The 18505-nt window shown below is 64.9% G+C and carries 18 protein-coding genes; 12 read left to right on the forward strand and 6 right to left on the reverse strand.

All coding sequences use genetic code 11. The annotated features are described in order from the left end of the window. The first annotated feature begins 145 nt into the window (after nucleotides 1-145). The 11 genes from NCS67_RS29810 to NCS67_RS29860 all read left to right on the forward strand — a co-directional run bounded on the left by NCS67_RS29810 (nucleotide 146) and on the right by NCS67_RS29860 (nucleotide 11472). Nucleotides 146-1843, forward strand: a complete 1698-nt coding sequence (locus NCS67_RS29810) for a 5-guanidino-2-oxopentanoate decarboxylase (protein WP_250437721.1) — start codon at nucleotides 146-148, stop codon at nucleotides 1841-1843. Continuing rightward, nucleotides 1840-3315 carry an aldehyde dehydrogenase family protein gene (locus tag NCS67_RS29815; RefSeq protein ID WP_250437722.1) on the forward strand — a complete coding sequence of 492 codons (1476 nt, stop codon included), beginning with the start codon at nucleotides 1840-1842 and terminating at the stop codon, nucleotides 3313-3315. The genes NCS67_RS29810 and NCS67_RS29815 overlap by 4 nt, the downstream gene beginning before the upstream one ends. Nucleotides 3316-3474: 159 nt before the next feature. Further along, the gene (locus NCS67_RS29820) at nucleotides 3475-4572 is read left to right on the forward strand and encodes an ABC transporter substrate-binding protein (RefSeq protein WP_008345450.1); all 1098 of its coding nucleotides are present in this window, start codon (nucleotides 3475-3477) and stop codon (nucleotides 4570-4572) included. A 5-nt stretch (nucleotides 4573-4577) separates the two neighbouring features. After that, the gene (locus NCS67_RS29825) at nucleotides 4578-5498 is read left to right on the forward strand and encodes an ABC transporter permease (RefSeq protein WP_250437723.1); all 921 of its coding nucleotides are present in this window, start codon (nucleotides 4578-4580) and stop codon (nucleotides 5496-5498) included. After that, nucleotides 5495-6337, forward strand: coding sequence for an ABC transporter permease (locus NCS67_RS29830; protein WP_175982459.1), 843 nt, complete (start codon nucleotides 5495-5497; stop codon nucleotides 6335-6337). Before NCS67_RS29825 ends, NCS67_RS29830 begins: the two co-directional genes overlap by 4 nt. A gap of 13 nt (nucleotides 6338-6350) precedes the next feature. Then, on the forward strand, nucleotides 6351-7433 hold the full coding sequence (locus NCS67_RS29835) for an ABC transporter ATP-binding protein (RefSeq protein ID WP_250437724.1): 1083 nt from the start codon (nucleotides 6351-6353) through the stop codon (nucleotides 7431-7433). A 39-nt stretch (nucleotides 7434-7472) separates the two neighbouring features. Further along, entirely contained in the window at nucleotides 7473-8285 is an 813-nt protein-coding gene (locus NCS67_RS29840) for a transporter substrate-binding domain-containing protein (RefSeq protein WP_008345445.1), read from the forward strand. Nucleotides 8286-8328: 43 nt separating this feature from the next. Next, the gene (locus NCS67_RS29845; RefSeq protein WP_250437725.1) at nucleotides 8329-9093 is read left to right on the forward strand and encodes an amino acid ABC transporter permease; all 765 of its coding nucleotides are present in this window, start codon (nucleotides 8329-8331) and stop codon (nucleotides 9091-9093) included. After that, the gene (locus NCS67_RS29850; RefSeq protein WP_250437726.1) at nucleotides 9090-9746 is read left to right on the forward strand and encodes an amino acid ABC transporter permease; all 657 of its coding nucleotides are present in this window, start codon (nucleotides 9090-9092) and stop codon (nucleotides 9744-9746) included. The genes NCS67_RS29845 and NCS67_RS29850 overlap by 4 nt, the downstream gene beginning before the upstream one ends. A 44-nt stretch (nucleotides 9747-9790) precedes the next feature. Further along, nucleotides 9791-10516: an amino acid ABC transporter ATP-binding protein gene (locus NCS67_RS29855; RefSeq protein WP_008345440.1), complete on the forward strand. Its 726-nt coding sequence runs from the start codon at nucleotides 9791-9793 to the stop codon at nucleotides 10514-10516. Nucleotides 10517-10581: 65 nt separating this feature from the next. Next, entirely contained in the window at nucleotides 10582-11472 is an 891-nt protein-coding gene (locus tag NCS67_RS29860) for a LysR substrate-binding domain-containing protein (protein WP_175982457.1), read from the forward strand. 61 nt (nucleotides 11473-11533) lie between these two features. Here the strand turns inward: NCS67_RS29860 and NCS67_RS29865 are convergent, their stop codons facing one another. Both NCS67_RS29865 and NCS67_RS29870 read right to left on the reverse strand, forming a co-directional pair. Next, nucleotides 11534-12235 carry a sterol desaturase family protein gene (locus NCS67_RS29865; RefSeq protein ID WP_250437727.1) on the reverse strand — a complete coding sequence of 234 codons (702 nt, stop codon included), beginning with the start codon at nucleotides 12233-12235 and terminating at the stop codon, nucleotides 11534-11536. Between the two features lie 899 nt (nucleotides 12236-13134). Beyond that, on the reverse strand, nucleotides 13135-14448 hold the full coding sequence (locus NCS67_RS29870) for a Gfo/Idh/MocA family protein (RefSeq protein ID WP_250437728.1): 1314 nt from the start codon (nucleotides 14446-14448) through the stop codon (nucleotides 13135-13137). A gap of 173 nt (nucleotides 14449-14621) precedes the next feature. Here NCS67_RS29870 and NCS67_RS29875 point away from each other — a divergent pair, with 173 nt between their 5' ends. Next, nucleotides 14622-14996, forward strand: coding sequence for an ester cyclase (locus NCS67_RS29875; protein ID WP_250437729.1), 375 nt, complete (start codon nucleotides 14622-14624; stop codon nucleotides 14994-14996). Here the strand turns inward: NCS67_RS29875 and NCS67_RS29880 are convergent. From NCS67_RS29880 to NCS67_RS29895, 4 genes are read right to left on the reverse strand one after another with little or no spacing between them, the layout of a single operon-like run. Continuing rightward, the gene (locus tag NCS67_RS29880; protein WP_250437730.1) at nucleotides 14993-15763 is read right to left on the reverse strand and encodes an ABC transporter ATP-binding protein; all 771 of its coding nucleotides are present in this window, start codon (nucleotides 15761-15763) and stop codon (nucleotides 14993-14995) included. The two genes, NCS67_RS29875 and NCS67_RS29880, sit on opposite strands and share 4 nt — an antisense overlap. Nucleotides 15764-15776: 13 nt before the next feature. After that, nucleotides 15777-16559 carry an ABC transporter permease gene (locus NCS67_RS29885; RefSeq protein WP_008345434.1) on the reverse strand — a complete coding sequence of 261 codons (783 nt, stop codon included), beginning with the start codon at nucleotides 16557-16559 and terminating at the stop codon, nucleotides 15777-15779. 9 nt (nucleotides 16560-16568) lie between these two features. Further along, nucleotides 16569-17393, reverse strand: coding sequence for an ABC transporter permease (locus tag NCS67_RS29890; RefSeq protein WP_502801884.1), 825 nt, complete (start codon nucleotides 17391-17393; stop codon nucleotides 16569-16571). Further along, a complete protein-coding gene (locus NCS67_RS29895; protein WP_250437732.1) occupies nucleotides 17394-18479 on the reverse strand; it encodes an ABC transporter substrate-binding protein in 1086 nt (361 codons plus the stop codon). Nucleotides 18480-18505 lie beyond the last annotated feature (26 nt).

Genomic DNA, 18505 nt, shown 5'->3' on the forward strand with positions numbered 1-18505 from the left:
CCATCCACGCGCGGCCTGCCTGACCCATGCCGAAATCTGATGCGCCCCATGAGATCTTTTCGATTGGCTTCGCGACGGGGCCGCGTCGAGAATGATTGCACCCCAGCCGCCTCCGCAGTCCAACCAATCAGGAATGCAACGACCGATGAACCTTCGTGAATCCACCAGGCACTTCGACGATCGCAACGTGAGAACGGCAAACGGCCAGGCCGGCTCGCGCCATCGAACCTGTGGCGAATCGCTCGTCACCTTGCTCGAGATTTACGGGGTCCAGTATGTCTTCGGCATCCCGGGGGTGCACACAGTAGAGCTCTATCGCGGTCTTGCGCGCTCGTCGATCCGGCACGTGACGCCCCGTCACGAACAGGGCGCGGGCTTCATGGCCGACGGATATGCGCGTGTCACCGGCAAGCCTGGCGTGTGCTTCATCATCACCGGTCCGGGCATGACCAATATCGCGACCGCGATGGCACAGGCCCATGCCGATTCCATCCCGATGCTCGTGATATCGAGCGTCAATGCGCGCAGCGAACTCGGCAGCGGCGACGGACGCCTGCACGAACTGCCCTCGCAGCGCGAAGTATTCAACGGGCTCGCCGCGTTCTCGCACACCTTGCTCGATGCCGCCGATCTGCCTCAGGTGCTGGCCCGCGCGTTCGCGGTGTTCGAGAGCGCCCGGCCGCGGCCGGTGCATATCGAGATCCCGCTCGACGTCATCGTGTCGCCGGCGGGCGTCATCGAGGCGTCGTGCGCCGTGCGTGCGGCGAAACCCGCTGCACACCCCGCCGCGCTCGCCGCCGCCGCGGAACTGCTCGCGGAGGCGCGCCGCCCGCTGATTCTCGCTGGCGGCGGCGCGGCCGACGCTGCCGCCGAACTGCGCGAGCTCGCCGAGCGGCTGCAGGCGCCGGTCGCGCTCACGACCAATGCGAAAGGTCTGCTGCCGTCCGGACAGCCGCTTCTCATCGGGTCCACGCAGTCGCTGCCGCACACCCGCGCGATGATCCGCGAAGCCGACGTAGTGCTCGCGGTCGGAACCGAACTGGGCGAAACCGATTACGACGTCGTCTTCGACGGCGGCTTTGCGATCGCAGGCAAGCTCATCCGCATCGATATCGATGCGCAACAACTGATGCGCAACGTTCGTCCGGATGTGGCCATCGTCAGCGACGCGCGCGAGGCGTTGAGCGAGCTGTCGACGAGACTGCACGAGCGTCCCGTTCGCCCGCCCGCGACGGACTGGGGCGCGGCGCGCGTCGCCGCGGTGCGGGCCGCCAACCTGGCCGGCTGCGACGCCGCGATGCGCTCGCAGCAGCGCCTGATCGACACGATCGTCGGCACCCTGCCCGGCGTCGTCATTGCAGGCGATTCGACGAGCCCGGTCTACGCGGGCAACTTTCTCCACGATGCACCGGCGCCGCGCTCATGGTTCAACTCGTCGACCGGCTACGGCACGCTCGGGTATGGACTGCCCGCCGCCATCGGCGCGAAGCTCGCCGCGCCCAGGCGGCCGGTCGTCTGCCTGATCGGCGATGGCGGTCTGCAGTTCACGCTGCCGGAACTGGCGAGCGCGGTGGAGGCGCGCGTGCCCGTGATCGTGCTGGTGTGGAACAACTTCGGCTACGGCGAGATCCGCAAATACATGGCGCAACGCGATATCACGCCCTTCGGCGTCGATATCTACACGCCCGACTTCGCCGCGCTCGCCAAAGCCTTCGGATGCGAGGCCGCAAGAGTCGACGACCCGCGGACCCTCGAAGCCGAGCTGCGGCGCGCAGCATCGCGCGACGTCCCGACCGTGATCGAGGTCCGCGAAGCCGACTGGTTTGCACGGGTGCCGTCATGAACGCGAACGCACGCCCCGTCTTCGACTTGCCGCTGCGCACCCAGCTCTTCATCGACGGCTGCTGGTGCGCGCCCGAAACGCGGCAACGCTTGCCCGTCATCAATCCATCGACCGAAGAGACGATCGCCGAAGTGGACGCGGCCGGTCCCGCCGACGTCGATCGCGCGGTGCGCGCCGCGTCGCACGCATGGCGCGCCTGGAAACAGACTTCGGGCGCCGCGCGCGCCGCCTTTCTGCGAGCGATCGCACGCGGCGTGGAAGCCAGTGCCGAGCATCTCGCCGCGCTTCAGTCGCTCAACAACGGCAAGCCGATCGCCGAATCCCGCATCGATGTCGGCGACGTGGTCGCCACCTTCGACTACTACGCCGGGCTGGCCGAACGGCTGGATGAACCGGGCGAAGCGATCGCCATCCCGAGCGACCGGCATCGCGCGGTGATCCGCCGTGAACCCGCGGGCGTGGTCGGCCTGATCGTGCCGTGGAATTTCCCGATGGTGACCACGGCCTGGAAACTCGCGCCCGCGCTCGCCGCGGGATGCACGGTCGTGCTCAAGCCTTCCGAATTCACCCCGCTGCCCGAACTGGCGCTGGCCGCGATCGTCGAGCAGGCCGGCCTGCCACCCGGCGTGTTCAACATCGTGACCGGCACCGGCACCGATGTCGGCGCGGCGCTCACCACGCATCCGCTCATCGCCAAGGTCTCGTTCACCGGCAGCACGGCGGTCGGCGAGCAGGTCATGAAGGCGGCGGCGCAGTCCATCAAGGGCGTGAGCCTCGAACTGGGCGGCAAGTCGTCCATCGTCGTTTTCGCGGACGCCGACCTCGATCTCGCCGTCGATCTCGTCATCGGCGGTGCGTTCTTCAATGCCGGACAGATGTGCTCGGCCACGTCGCGCGTGCTGGTCGAACGGCCGCTCGCGCAGGCGCTGATCGCTCGCCTCGCCGACCGGGTCGCGCGCACCGTCGTCGGCGATCCGTTCGCCGCCGCCGTGCAGATGGGGCCGCTCACGAACCGCGCGCAGCACGAACGCGTGCAACGCTTCATCGCGCGGGGCAAGGCGGACGGCGCAAGCCTCGTGGTCCAGGGCCAGGCGCCCGACGGACCCGGATACTTCGTGCAGCCAACGATGTTCGTCGACGTGCCCACCGGCAGCGCCGTGTGGCGCGAAGAGATCTTCGGACCCGTCTTGTGCGTGCGCAGCTTCGACACGGAAGACGAAGCGATCGCGACCGCCAACGACACCGAGTTCGGGCTGGTCGCAAGCGTCGTCACGCGCGACGCGGCACGCGGACAGCGCGTGGCGGCCGCGTTGCAGGCGGGCGTCGTCTGGATCAACGCGCCGCAACTGATCTTTCCTCAGACATCCTGGGGCGGCTTCAAGAAGAGCAGCATCGGCCGCGAACTCGGGCCGTTCGGACTCGCGGCCTTCCAGGAAATCAAGCAGGTGCTGACCGCGGCCGATCCCGACTGAAAGCTTTTGTTAAGGCCGAGCCATGCGTTCGGCTCATGGCAACCATGCCGAGATTTCGATTGTTGCCGAAATTTTGCGTCCCTAGAGTGCTCTCACAACGCCGCTGTTGATCGACCGACCGCATTGACCGACTGCTGCACGTTCAGCGAGGAGTGAACCATGCATGACATCAAACGAGGCAGAAGGCAGGCCATCAAGACCATCGGCATGGCGCTCGCCGCATCGAGTCTGCCGATGCCGTTCATCAGCACCGCGAAGGCGCAGGAGAGGAGCTTCGCCGGCAAGACGCTGCGCCTGCTCACATGGTCCGACGACACCGGCGCGGCGGCCTTGCGCAACATTGCCGCGACGTTCAGCCAGAAGACCGGCGCGCAGGTCATCGCCGATCGCGCCGACGGCACCTCCGGCATGGTGGCGAAAGTGAAAGCGGCCGGAGACCGCCCGACCTACGACGTCATCACGCTCGCGGGCGTGGGCGCCTCGGGTCTCGCGGATGCCGGTCTGCTGATGAAGCCCGATCTGAACAAACTCCCCAACCTGAAGGATGTCGCCGCGCGGTATCAAACGGGCGCCAACGGCTTCGGCATCGGCTATCTGTTGTGGTCGGACGGTCTCGTCTACAGCACGTCGTCGGTCAAGACGGCGCCCACGACCTACGAAGCGCTTTGGGATCCCAAGTATGCGGGGCGGATTTTCCTGCCGCCGCCGGAATGGGCCGAAGCGGTCGATCTCGCGATCATCGCCGCCAAGATGGCGGGCGGCTCGCAGCAGAACATCGAACCGGGCTTCGCGAAGCTCGCGCAACTCAAGGACCGCGTGCTCACGCTCGGAGAGAATCCGAATCAGGTCGCCGACCTGTTCCGCACGGGTTCGCTGGATATCGGCGGCATCTACTCGCCGGCGTTCTTCCCCGATCAATTGCGCAAGCCCGAGTACAAGATGGCCGTCACGTACGGGATGAAGGAAGGCTTCGCCACCCAGCTGATGTTCACGGTCATACCGAAGGCGCACCCGGGCGACATCGACCTGATCCACGCGTTCATCAACCATTCGCTCGACGCGGGCGTGCAAGGCCGCATGGCCGCCGACGTGCTGAACGGTCCGGTGAACTCGAAGGCGGCGATTCCCGCCGAAAGCCGCGCGTTCGTGCCGTCTCCCCAGCAAATCGCGGAGAACGCCGTGCTGCACGACGACAAGGCATTGGCGGCGGTGCAACCGGCGTGGATCAAGCGCTATACGGAAATCTTCTCGGCCTGAGCTCCATGTCCGCACTCTCCTTCCGCCGCAGGACGGCCACGCTGGCAGACGCCGCCTGCGCACAGACGTCGGCTCCCGCGCTGCCCAGGGTGCCGCCGTGGGTGCTGCTCGCGCCGATCCTCGCGTTTCTCGCCGTGCTCGTCGCGGCGTCGCTCGCGGTGCTGCGCATGAGCTTCGGCGTGCCGGGGAACGAGTGGCGCGCACTCACGCTTCACAATTACGCGGACCTCGCCGATTCGTACTTCCTGCGTTCGCTCGGGCTGACGCTCAAGCTCGCGTTTGAGAGCATGGTCTGCGCGGTGGCGCTGGCGATTCCGGTGGCGCTCGCGATGGCGCGCACCGAATCGCGGCTCGCTCGCCGGCTCCTTCTTGCCGGCGTGCTGCTGCCGCTGCTCGTCAATCTGCTGCTGCAGGGTTACGGCTGGCTCGTGATGCTCGGGCCGGCGGGCATGCTGAATAACGCGCTGCTCGCGGCTGGCGTCGTGCGGCGTCCGGTGCAGTGGCTTTATCGCGAGAACGGCGTGCTGCTCGGCCTGATCCAGACCGCGTTCCCGCTCGCCGTGCTGCCGCTCGCGAGCGCCATGCGCGCCATCTCGCGCTCTTACGAGGAAGCGGCCGCTACGCTCGGCGCGACGCGCTCGCAGACGCTGCGCCACATCGTCCTGCCGCTCGCAATGCCCGGTCTCGTTTCCGGCGCGCTGCTCGTCTTCGCCTACAACGCGAGCGCGTTCGCCGTGCCGCTGCTGCTGGGCGGCCGCCGCGTGCCCATGCTCGCCGTGCTCGTGCACGACCAGGTGGCGCCGCTTCTGAACTGGCCCGCCGCGTCGGCATCCGGCGTGGTGCTGATGGTGGCGACGCTCGTCGTCATGTCGGTATCGCAACGGCTCGTACGCGGCATGCAAAGCACGGGGGAAGCCCGTTCATGAGCGCCCTGCGCCTTTCCGCGATCATGCCGGGACGCCTGAGCCGCGCCGCCAGCCTGCTCGCGACCGTCGTGCTCTTTCTCGCCGCCCTGCCGATCCTCACGATGGTGACGATGTCGTTCGGCAATTCGGATACGCTCCAATTCCCGCCGCCGAGCTTCGGGCTGCGCTGGTATCGGGCCGCGTGGCACACGTTCGTATCGCCCGACGCAAGCGATGTGCTCTCGATGGGCACGGCCCTCACGACGAGCCTCGTCGTCGCGGTATCGACGATGATCATCGCCACCGCCGTCTCGGTGCCCGCCGCCTACGCGCTCTCGCGCTATCGCTTCCGCGGCAAGGCGGTTATCGAGCAGCTCGTCGCGCTGCCGCTGGTCTATCCGCTCGTGATGCTCGGGCTCTCGCTGCTGCTCGTGTTCAACGTGCTGCCCGTCGAGCTCGGCATTCTGCGGCTCATCATCGCGCACGTGATCCTCGCCTTGCCGTTCACGGTGAAGAACTGCGCCGCCTCGGTCGCGGCGATCGGCCCGGAGTTCGAGGAAGCCGCGTGCCTGATGGGCGCGAGCCCGCGCCGCGCGATCGTCGATGTGGTCCTGCCGCTCATGCGGCCCGGCATTCTCGCCGGCATGCTGTTCGCCTTCATCGTCTCGTTCAACGAGTTCACGGTCACGTTCTTTCTGTACGGCATCGACACGATGACGCTGCCCATCTGGCTGTACAGCCGCACCGTGTCCTCGCTCGATCCGACCGTGTTCTCGTTCGCGGTCGTCATCGTGCTCATCGACTTTGCGTTGATCTGGCTGCTCGAAAGGCTGATCGGCGACGAAGGCGTCGCGCTGTAACCGGGGAACCCTCATGACTCATCTGACACTTCAGGCGGTAACGAAGCGCTTCCACGCCGCATACGCCGTCGATCATGTCGATCTCGCCGTGCCCGACGGCAAGCTGGTGTGCTTTCTCGGGCCGTCCGGCTGCGGGAAGACGACGCTCTTGCGCATCATCGCGGGGCTGGAAACGGCGTCGTCCGGAACGGTCGCCTTCGCCGGCCGCGATCTGACTGACGTGCCCGCGAACCGACGCGATTTCGGCATGGTGTTCCAGTCGCTCGCGCTCTTTCCTCACATGACGGTCGCGCAGAACATCGCCTATCCGCTGCGTCTTCGCCGGGTCGGCAAGGAGGCGGAAGCCAGCCGCGTCGCCGAGCTGCTCGATCTGATCCGGTTGCCGCACATGGCGGACCGGCCGGTCTCGCGGCTGTCGGGCGGACAGCGCCAGCGCGTGGCGATTGCGCGCGCCATCGCGTCGTCGCCGAAGCTCTTGCTGCTCGACGAGCCGCTCTCCGCGCTCGACGCGAAGCTGCGCGAGGCGATGCAGGTCGAGATCCGTCTCCTGCAGCAGCGCCTCGGCATCACGACGATCATGGTGACGCACGACCAGCGCGAAGCCATGACCATGGCCGACGAGATCGTCGTCATGGAAAAAGGACGCATCGCGCAGGTCGGCAAGCCGCTCGACATCTATCGCAATCCCATCAGCGAATTCGTCGCCGACTTCATCGGCCTCGGCAACATCCTGCCCGTCACGCTCGAAGGCGGAGACCGGATCGCGCTTCCGGGCGGCCAGCAGATCGTCGTCGATGCCGCACCGCCCGCGCGCGGCGCGGCGGGCGACGTCCGCCTGCTGATTCGTCCCGAAGACGTCTGCATGCGGACAGCCGTAAACGGCGCCGTCGATCCCGGGCCCAACATGCTCGCCGGAAAGGTGGCGTTCATCCGGGATGTCGGCGCGTCGCTCGAAGCGACCATCGATTGCGCGGGCTTCACGCTCACCGCCGCCACGACGCCGCGCGAGACGCCGGACCTGCGAATCGGCATGCCCGTCTTCGCGGAACTTCCGCCGCACGCCTGCAAGCTCATCGCGGCACGCACCGCGCACTGAATTCACGCCGCCGACCGTATCGACACAGGAGAGACCTTCATGCACACGACGACTTCCGCGCAGCGCTTCCTCGCCCGCACCGCCGCCCTCCTCGCCTTCTCGGGCATCGCGGGCCTCGGCGCATTCGCGCCGCTGGCGCACGCCGACGCGCTCGACTCGATCAACAAGTCCGGCGTCGTCCGGATCGGCGTCTTCGAGGACTATCCGCCGTTCGGCTCGATCGGGCCGGACATGAAGCCGCAGGGCTATGACATCGACGTGTCCAGCCTGATCGGCAAGACCCTCAACGCGAAGGTCGAACTGATTCAGGTCACCGGCGACAACCGCATGGCGTATCTCGTCGACCATAAGGCCGACATGCTGCTCTCGGTCGGCAAGACGCCCGAGCGCGAAAAGGTGATCGACTTCTCGCAGGCCTACGCGCCGTACAACCTGGCCGTATTCGGTCCGAAGTCGCTGCCCGTGAAGAACGCGGGCGACCTTGCCGGCAAGAGCGTGGCCGTCGCGCGCGGCACGCTGGAAGACCTGAGCGTGAGCAAGGTCGCGCCGCCGTCCGCGTCGATCAAGCGATTCGACGACCCGAACGGCGCGATCTCCGCGTTTCTGGCCGGGCAGGCGCAACTGCTCGTGGTGGGCAACGACGTGGGCGCGACGATCATCGCCCGTCACCCGTCGAACGATCCCGAGCAGAAGTTCTCGCTCTTCAGCTCGCCCGATCACGTGGGCCTGAACAAGAACGAGCCGCGCCTCAAGCAGAAGGTCGACGAAGCCATCGCCGCGGCGAAGAAGGACGGCACGATGAACGCGATCTCGCAGAAGTGGCTGCGCGCACCGCTGCCGGCCGACCTGTGATGCGCGGAGCGCTCCGTTCACTCGCACGCGGGAGGATCGCTCGATGACCTACACGTTCGACTTCAGCGACGTCGGCCTCTATGTCGATGTGCTCGCGCATGGCGTCGCGGTGACGCTCGGCCTGACCGCCATATCGACGCTGCTGGGCGGCCTGGTCGGCATCGGCGGCGCGTGTCTCGCCGTGACGGGCCCGAAGCCGGTCCGCGCGGCGATCACCGCATATGTCGAGCTGATTCGCAACACGCCGTTTCTCGTTCAGCTCTTCTTCGTGTTCTTTGGGCTGCCCAGCCTCGGCGTGCATATCGGCGAAATCGAGGCCGCCGTGCTGGCGATGACGGTGAACCTCGGCGCGTACGCCACGGAAATCGTCCGGGCGGGCATCGACTCGATACCGCGCGGACAGCTCCAGGCCGCGATGGCGCTCGGCCTGCGGGGACCGCACGTGTTCCGCCACGTCGTGTTGCCGCAGGCGCTCGCCAACGTGTTTCCCGCACTGCTCGGGCAGGTGCTGATCGTGATGCTCGGCTCCGCGGTCGTATCGCAGATTTCGGTGCCTGACCTGACGCACGCCGCCAGCTTCATTCAGTCGCGCAACTTCCGTTCGTTCGAGTGCTACCTGATCGTCACCGCGATCTATCTGCTGCTGTCGATCGTGCTGCGCATGCTGATCAACCGACTCGGCAAGCGGCTGTTCGCGGGACGGGCCGGTCGCGCGGCCGCGACCGCTTCCCGGCGCGGTCTGCGCAACCTGTTGTCCCTGCGCATCGGCGCGGCCGAACCCGGCCTTCCGAAGGAGCGTTCACGATGATCGAGTTCACGCTGTGGGATATCGCCCGCAACCTGACGCTGGCCGCGCGCTGGACGGTTGTGCTTTCGGTGATCGCGTTCGTCGGAGGCGGCCTCACGGGACTGGCGCTGCTCGCCATGCGCGTGTCGCCGCTGCCGTGGCTGCGCCGGACGGTGGTGCTGTATGTCGAGGTGTTCCAGGGCACGCCGCTTCTGATGCAGCTTTTCCTCGGCTTCTTCGGCTTGCCGCTGCTGGGCGTTGAAGTGTCGCCCTGGGCTGCCGCGACCGTCACGCTCACGCTGTACACGGGCGCCTGTCTCGCCGACATCTGGCGCGGCTGCGTGGAGGCGGTGCCGCGCGGCCAGTGGAGCGCCGCGGCGAGCCTCGGCATGACGTGGACGCAGCAGTTGCGTCACGTCGTCTGGCCGCAGGCATGGAAGATCGCCGTGCCGCCCACCGTGGGATTTCTCGTGCAGGTCGTGAAGAGCACCGCGCTCACGTCGATCATCGGTCTCACGGAGCTGACCAAGACCGGCACCATGATCACCAACGCAGTGTTCCGTCCCTTCCCGATCTACGCCCTCGTCGCGTTGCTCTACTTCGCGATGTGCTTTCCGCTGACCTGGTATGCGCGCGCGCTCGAGCGCCGGTATCGCGTCGGCAGACATCGCTAAACGCCGCGTCTCAATGGCTAACGCACTTTCAAAAAGGTTTGCGCATGATTTCCATCGGTAACGTGTCGAAGTGGTACGGCCAGTTCCAGGTTCTGGCCGACTGCACCACCACCGTCGGCAAAGGCGAAGTGGTCGTGGTCTGCGGGCCGTCCGGGTCCGGCAAGTCGACGCTCATCAAGACCGTCAACGGGCTGGAGCCGTTCCAGAGCGGCAGCATCACGGTCAACGGGGAGTCCGTCCACGACAGGCGCACCAACCTGTCGAAACTGCGCTCGAAAGTGGGCATGGTGTTTCAGCATTTCGAGCTGTTTCCGCACATGTCGATCACGGACAACCTCACGCTCGCGCAGACGAAAGTGCTGGGGCGCTCGAAAGACGAAGCGTCCGACAAGGCGCTGCGTCTGCTCCAGCGCGTCGGCCTGCGCGCGCACGCCGACAAGTATCCCGCGCAGCTTTCAGGCGGCCAGCAGCAGCGCGTGGCGATTGCGCGCGCACTGTCGATGGACCCGGTCGCGATGCTGTTCGACGAACCCACTTCCGCGCTCGATCCGGAGATGATCAACGAGGTGCTGGACGTGATGGTCGAACTGGCACAGGAAGGCATGACGATGATGTGCGTCACGCACGAAATGGGCTTCGCCAGAAAGGTCGCGCACCGGGTGATCTTCATGGATCACGGGCGCATCGTGGAAGACGAAAATAAGGACGCGTTCTTTGCGCATCCGCGGTCCGACCGGGCGAGGGATTTTCTGGGCAAGATACTGCATTAGCGTCGCGCCCGGCTTGCTACACTATTTCCGGCTGACGTGATTTTCATGATCGGAGACACGCCCCGATGCGACGACTTCCTCCGCTCAACGCACTGCAGATCTTCGAGACCGTCGCGCGTCACCGCAGCTTCACGCGTGCGGCGGAACATCTGTGCCTCACGCAGGGGGCGATCAGCAGACAGATTCTCGCGCTGGAGGAATACTTCGGCTTTCCCCTTTTCATCCGCGGCGCAAGGGGCCTGACCTTGACGGCGGAAGGCGACGTGCTGTTGCCCGTCGTGAGAGAGAGCTTCGGGCGCATCGAAGAGGTATCGCTGCGTCTCACGCGCCAGCGCACCGATCTCGCGCTGAAAGTGCCCACCTGCGTGATGCGATGGATGCTGCCGAGGATCATGCGCTTCCAGAGCGAGCATCCCGAACTGCAATTGCAGATCACGACGACCTGGCAGCACGATGTCGATTTCGAGGTCGAATCGTTCGATGCGGCGATCATCTACGGCTCGTCGCCCGGTGCGGACGTGCACGCCGTGCCGCTCTTCGACGAGCAGCTCACGCCCGTGTGCTCGCCCGAACTGCTCAATGAAAGTCCGCTCGCCGCCGCGGCTGATCTCGCGCATCATGCGTTGCTGCATCCGACGCGCGATCACCGCGACTGGAAGCTCTGGCTCGATTGCGCGGGTGCGAGCGAGATCGACGCGACGCTCGGACCGACATTCGAAACGCTCGATCTGGCGACCAACGCCGCCATGCAAGGGTTCGGCGTCGCGATCGGCGACCGGACGCTGGTCAGCGAAGACGTGGCGGCCCGGCGGCTCGTCATGCCGTTCGACACCGTGCTCGAAACGGGCTCACGCTATTACTTCGTCTATCCGGAGTGCGTCGCGAGTCAGCCGAAGGTCAAACTCTTCAGCGAATGGATCATGCGCAACCGTGAGGCGGCTGCGACGGCCGGGTAGTTCGAGGCCGCCGTACGCAACGCCACGTCGCGAGCGACTGTGTTTTGCGGAAACAAGCGCCTTAGTGGCCGCGTTCCAACGGTTCGCGCGCACGACCGGGAACGTCGCTGCGTGTGCCGAACAGCGTGTCGCAGATCGGGAACGTGAGGTTGAAATTCTGTGTCGCCATCACTTCGGGATCGTGGTGTGTAGCGTGCAGGCGCCGCACTGTGTTCACGAACGGAACGCGGTCGAGGAACGGGCTGTCGGTGACGTGCGAGAGCGTATGCAGGCCCTCGTACATCAGAAAGTATGCCGCCATCGTGAACAGCGCGATGTAGCCTGCGTTGCGGGAGAATACGAACCCGATCAGGAGCGCGAACGGCACGGCGGCCAGCACGAATGCAACCGGCGCGAAAGGCGGAAACAGCAGCGCGCGCCAGTGGCGGTGACCCTTGTATTCAAGCGTCACATGCGTGAAGAACCGGTGATGAACCGCGCAATGGCGCTTGTAGATCATGCTGAAATACTTCGTCGGACGATGCAGCACATAGCGGTGCGCCGCCCATTCCGCCCAGTTGCCGAACAGAAAGAGCGGAATGACGGCCATCCATTCGGCGAGCGTCGGCGCATGAAGCTGCATCAGGCAAAAGACGATCACGCCGCCCGTGAAGAGCAATGTGAAGCCGAGGTGCATTTCGCCGCGATACCACCATGGCGTGGCATCGACATACTCGTCGCGGAACTTGTAGGAACGCGCACGAACGTCATCTTCGTATTTCATCAATGTCTCCGGCTGTTGTGAAAGGCGTGTGCCCGTTGGCGTCCGCCGTTATGCGCAATGATTCGGGAGGGAGTCCGCGCGCAGCCGTCTTCGAGCTTGTCGAGCGTCTCTGGCACCACGAATAACGCTGATCCCGAAGCCGATGCACGCGCTCGTTCTGGAAGATCAGCACGGGCGCATGATCGGCGCTGCCGCGCGCGGACGACAACACCGGCTAGACGAATGCGGGATTGCCGTTCGCTGCGGCAGCGCGTGTTCATCAGCGTCTCCATCTGTGCGCGCCGACTGTGGTAAGCGAGCGCATTGGATGAAGCGTAGCGAGATCGCACCATAACGCCTAATACTGTTTATTGATGCGCCGGATAATTCGGGCTTATATCGGTGCTAGCCCGGATGACACCGTCCTTACGGTTCCGTATCAATGGGACGCGCGGGAATGGGCGGTTAAGCAGCAAGCCTGAATGAATGCCCGGCGCGCTCCGTCAAATCGATCTGATAACGGCGTCTTCGTCTATTAGCATCGCTGATGCCGCGAGGGACGGCTGATGCACCGCCCGTCTTTGCCGATCGTGCGAGAGTTGGCGCACGCGCGGTGCGGGCCACGGCGAAAGTGCTTCTTTTTCTGCGGGGGATCGACCTGTTGTTTCAGAAAGGCGCGTTCACGCCGGAGACACCGTCGCTGTGACGAAACTGTTCCGCTGCGGACTCGCGAATCAGTTCGCGACCGAAACGCGCTATCGCATGATCTCTGAGGCTTCGCGGTGAAGATTCTCGCCAACGTCGTGCTGGCCAATCCTTACCGCGCACAAGGCGTCCACCTCGCGACGGGCGTCAACGCGGCGAGCGTGCTCGTGCGCTATCTCTTCCGCACGCGCCGCATGCCACCCGTTCGCAACCGATCAGAAAGTCTCTTCCTGCGGCTCCGGCCCGCGCGTCGGCGCATCCGGCTGGGCGAGCTTCACGGCGCGGCCGGTGCGCGCCGATTCGTAGATCGCGTCGATGATCCGCTGATCCTGCAAGCCTTCCTCGCCCGGCGTGTGCGGCACGAGATCGTCCTTCACGCAGACCGACATGTGATCGATTTCGCCCGCGAACTGGTTCTGCGGATCGATCTGCACTTCGGTCGTCGCGCTCTTGCCGTCGACGAGCATGCCGTGACGCAAGCGCAATCCGTTATAGCCGAACGCCGGATCCATCTCGACCCAGCCTTGTGCGCCTTGCAGCCTGAAGAAACGCGATTCGTGGCTTGCATAACTCGACATGCACGTCGCCGTGAGTCCGCTCGGAAAGCGCAGGATGAAGTGCACCGATTCCTCGACCTCGGCAAAGCGCGGATCGCCTTGCGGGCGATGCACCGTCGCGACGACTTCCATCGGCTCTTCGTTCGACAGAAAGCGCGCCGCGTTGAGGCAATAGAGGCCGATGTCGGGCATTGCGCCGCCGCCCGCGAGCGCCTTCTTCAAGCGCCATTGCGATGGATCGCCCACATTCTGCGAATTTCCCGCGATGAACTCGCGCAATGTGCCGAGCTTCTTCTCCTTGACCATCTTCGCAACCATGCGATCCATCGGCTCGTACTGGCTGCGATACGCGATCATCAGCTTGCGATTGGCGCGCTTCATCGCTTCGACCATCGCCTCGCAGTCGGCGGCATTGTTCGCCATCGGCTTCTCGCAGAGCACATGCTTGCCGATCTTCGCCGCGCGCAGCGTGAACGCCTTGTGCATGCCGTTCGGCAACACGATATACACGACGTGCACGCGCGGATTGTCTGCAAGACGCTCGAAGTCCTGATAATCGTGGATGTCGGCATCGGCGATGCCGTATTGACGCGCGACGCGCCGCGCCTTTTCGCGATCGCCGGAAACCAGCGCCGCCACCTTCGAGTATTTGCATTGCGCGAGCGCGGGCAGAATCTGATTCAACGAAAGACGTCCGAGCCCGACGATCGCATAGCCGATGCGCGCGTCGGGCGGCAGATTCGCGTCGGGCGTTTCTTCCTTCTGCTCCGTGTTCGGATCTTGAATCAGCGGCAGCTTGACCTGATTGGCATCGGCACCTGAAGGACCGGCGGCCCATGCGCTGCCGGTTCCGGCCGCGAGCGCGACTGCAATGCCCGCGCCGCCGCGTGTCAGAAACGAACGGCGTCCCGCTTCCGGTTCGGCGGGCGCGGCGTTGGGCAAAAGCTGATCGGGTTGGCCGCGAAAAGGCATGGAGAACTCCGGCGGGGAAATGTGATCCCTGCGTTCAGCATTGCGCGTGCCATCCGAAGTAAGCTTGTTGGTTAGCGAGTCGTCGATGAGAATTGAGCGCTGCGCGCGTCGGTTCACCGCCGAACGCACAACGCTACGATAAGCGCATCACCATTCCTTTTGGAGCGCACACGATGCTTTCAGATATTTACAGGCAATACATCGCTTGCCTGAATGCGCGCGACTGGCCGAATCTCGGCGCGTTCGTTCACGATGCGCTGCAGTACAACGCGCGCGCGCTCACGCTCGATGACTATCGCGAGCTCCTGAAGAAAGATGTGCGAGAAATTCCGGACCTCCGCTTCGATATCGAACTGCTGATAGCGGAGCCGCCGCGCGTCGCTTGCCGGTTGCGCTTCGAATGCACGCCGAAGGCTGACTTCCTCGGCCTGCAGATCGATGGAAGACGCGTCGTGTTTTGCGAGAACGTCTTCTATGAGTTTCGCGATGGCAAGATCGAGCGCGTGTGGTCCGTTATCGATAAAGCGGCGATCGAAGCGCAGCTTTAGGCCGCTTCGGTAAAGAAGCTGTCCACGATATCGTCGCGCAACCTGGCGACCCTGCTATCTCCAACCTTTCGCGGCCGCGGCAGCGATACATCCACCACTTCCCCGATGCGTCCCGGCCGCGCCTGCATCACCACGATCCGGTCCGACAGCAGCACGGCTTCCTCCACATCGTGCGTGACGAGCACCATCGTGATCCGTTCATGCTCCCATATCCGCTGCAATTCGAGCTGCAAGCGGCTTCGCGTAAGTGCGTCGAGCGCACCGAAGGGTTCATCGAGCAACAGCAGACGCGGCCGGTTCACCAGTCCCCGCGCAATCGCAACGCGCTGCGCCATGCCGCCCGATAACTGATGCGGATAAAGCCGCTCGTAGCCCTTCAATCCGACGAGCTCGATATGCTCGGCCACCGCGCGCGCCTTCTCGGCCTTCGATAACGGCGCGTTGCGCAACGCGACCGCGACGTTCTGCGCGACATCGAGCCACGGAAACAGCCGATGATCCTGAAACACGATGCCGCGCGACAGATCCGTCGTCACGACGCGTTCGCCGCCGAAATCGATCTCGCCGTCGTAATCGCCATCGAGGCCCGCGATGAGCCGCAGCAACGTCGACTTTCCGCAACCGCTCGCCCCGACGATGCTCACGAACTCGCCGCTCGCAATCGACAGCTCGATGCGATCGAGCACCGGCGGCCCCGCATCGCCAGCGAAGCGCTTGCTCACGTGCCGCAGCGTCAGGCCACTGTCTTGCTCTATTTGCGTCGTCATATCCGGATTCTCCTCAAGCCGCGCGCGACGCGCCGAACCAGCGCCGCTGCACGCCGCGTGCGAAAGCATTCAACGCCCACCCCGTCAAACCGACCACGATCACGCCGAACACGACGAGATCCATACGAAACTGTTCGCTGCCATCGACGAGCGTATTGCCTATGCCGCTGCCCGCAACGAGCAGATACTCCGCGCCGAGCGTCGCGAGCCACGAATAGATGAGCGCCAGATACACGCCCGTAAAGATGGACGGCAACGCTGCGGGCACCACGACATAGGCCACCGTTTGCAGCCTGCCATAGCGATATGCGCGCGCCACGTCGAGCCAGTTCGCGGGAACGGCGCGGATGCCGTCGCTCGTATGCATCACGACGGGCACGAGCGCGGCAAGCGACAGGAACACGACCTTCGCGACATCGCCGAGTCCGAACCACACGGAGATCAACGGAATCCACGCGAACAGCGACACTTGCTTGAACGTGTTGAAGCTCGGTGCGATCGCGCGATTCGCGAGCTTCGATATGCCGAGCAATGCGCCGAGCGCGAGGCCGAGACTGGTGCCGATCGCAAAGCCCGTCAACTCGCGCGCAAGCGATGCCGACAACGCACGCGCGAGCGCCCCGCTGCGGACCTGATCGACCGCCGTACTCCACACGTGTGCAGGCGAAACCATCACGCCTCGCCCCACTTGCGCATCGCGCGACACGTACCACCACACGGCGAGCGCGGCTATCGGCAGCACGAGTCCGCGCCACGATCCTTTGACTGTTCCCGCTTCCCAATCCAGAGTCGACATGGCTGATCCTCAATTGACGCGGCCGCGTTGCAGCTTGCGCTCGAATGCATCGAGCAGGCGATCTGCCGCATAGCCGATTGCGCCGACGATCAGCACCGCGGCCAGCACGAGATCGAGCTGAAAAAGCTGACGTCCATACACGATCAGATAACCCAGCCCTTCCGACGACGCGACGAGCTCGACGACGACGAGCGTCAGCCACGCTTTCGTGAACGCGAGCCGCACGCCCGTGCCGATGACCGGAATCGCGGATGGCAAAGTCACGCGCGTGATGACTTGCCAGCGCGTATAGCGATACACCGACGCTACTTCCTGCAACGCACGCGGCGTGCCGCGAAAGCCTTGCAGTGTCGAGAGCGTGACGGGCACGAGCGCCGCATGCCCGATCAGCAGATACTTCAGCGGCTCGCCAATGCCGACGACGATCATGAGAAACGGCAACCAGCCGAGCACCGGCACTTGCACGATCGCGTTGAAGCTCGGCAGGACGTAGGCTTCCAGCGTGCGCGACAGGCCGAGCAATCCGCCGAGCGCGATGCCGAGCAGCACGCCGCCGCCGAATCCGACAGCGGCGCGCGTCGTGCTCGCCAGCAGATGCGTCCACAACTCGCCGCTCTTCGCGAGTGCGCCGAGCGTTTCGAAGACGAGCGCGGGCGCCGGCAACACTTGCGCGGAGATCCAGCCGTAGTGCGAGCCGAGCACCCACAGCAACGCGCAGACGCTGGGCAGGATCCACGGCAACGCAGTCCAGCCGATCGTGCGCCACGCATCAGTCGATGACATTCCGCGCGCACGATCCGCGGGCTGAAACACACGCGTCAGTGCATTGGCCATTTATCTGTTCTCCGCGAGACGTTCGCCCGAAGGCTTGCCCGTTGCATCGAAACGCGGCCAGTAGGCTTCGAGCTTCAGCGACTTCAGCGCCTGATCCAGATACTTCGGCTCGAACCATCCATTCACGCTGACGGGCTGACGAATCAGATTCAGACGCAACGCATCGTCGGCGACGGCCTGATAACGCGCGACCAGAAACGGATCGATGAGCGGCGACATGCGGTCCTTCATCGATTGATTCGCAAACTCGGACGACCACGATTCGACCGGCACGCCGCTCTTCGCCCACAACGCGAAGAGTGTATGGCGATGGGTTTCATCGGACGACCATTGCGCGGCCTGCACCACGGCGGTCACGACCTTCTGCACCGTGTCGGGATGCGCGCGCTCGTAGTCTTCGAGCACGAGAAGATGCGCCTGGCGCGTGAACTGCACGCCGTCATCGCGCGATGCATAGACGATCTTCGCGAGCCCCTGACGTTGCAGCTTGAAGAGCGAGTAGTCGAGGAACACCGCATCGACGCCCTTCGACGCCAGCGCGGCCTGCGAGGCAGCGGTATCGAGATTGATGACGCGCAGATCGCGTTCGCTGAGGCCGTTTTGCTTCAGCACGTTATCGGCGACGAGTTGCAGATTCGTCCCGCGAAAGATGCCGACGCGCTTGCCCTTCAGATCCTTGACGCTCTTGATGTCCGAATCAGGAGGCACCGCGAGGTACACACCCGTCCGGACGTTCGACGCCAGCAGCAGATGCGTCTTCAATCCGTTCGCGCGGCCGAGCACGGAAGGCAAATCGCCCTGATACGCGAAGTCGAGCTGTTTGTTCGCGAGCGCCTCGTTGACGGCGGGCCCCGCGCCCTTGAAGAAGATCCACTCGACCTTGATGTGCTCGGGCTGCAACGCATCTTCGACGCGATGCTGCAAAAGCGCGGTCGCCGCGGGCGAGCCGCCGAAAACGGGCGGATCGCCGGTTCCCTGCTGCGCGACGCCGATGCGCACCACGGCCGGATCGGCGGCCTGCGCGGGACCGATGAACGCAGCGAACAGCGTCGCCGCGCCGACGAAGAGCTTGAATCGTAGTGTCATCGTGCAATGAGAAAGAGTGGATCGCC

The sequence above is a fragment of the Caballeronia sp. ATUFL_F2_KS9A genome (assembly GCF_023630765.1).
GTDB lineage: Bacteria > Pseudomonadota > Gammaproteobacteria > Burkholderiales > Burkholderiaceae > Caballeronia > Caballeronia zhejiangensis.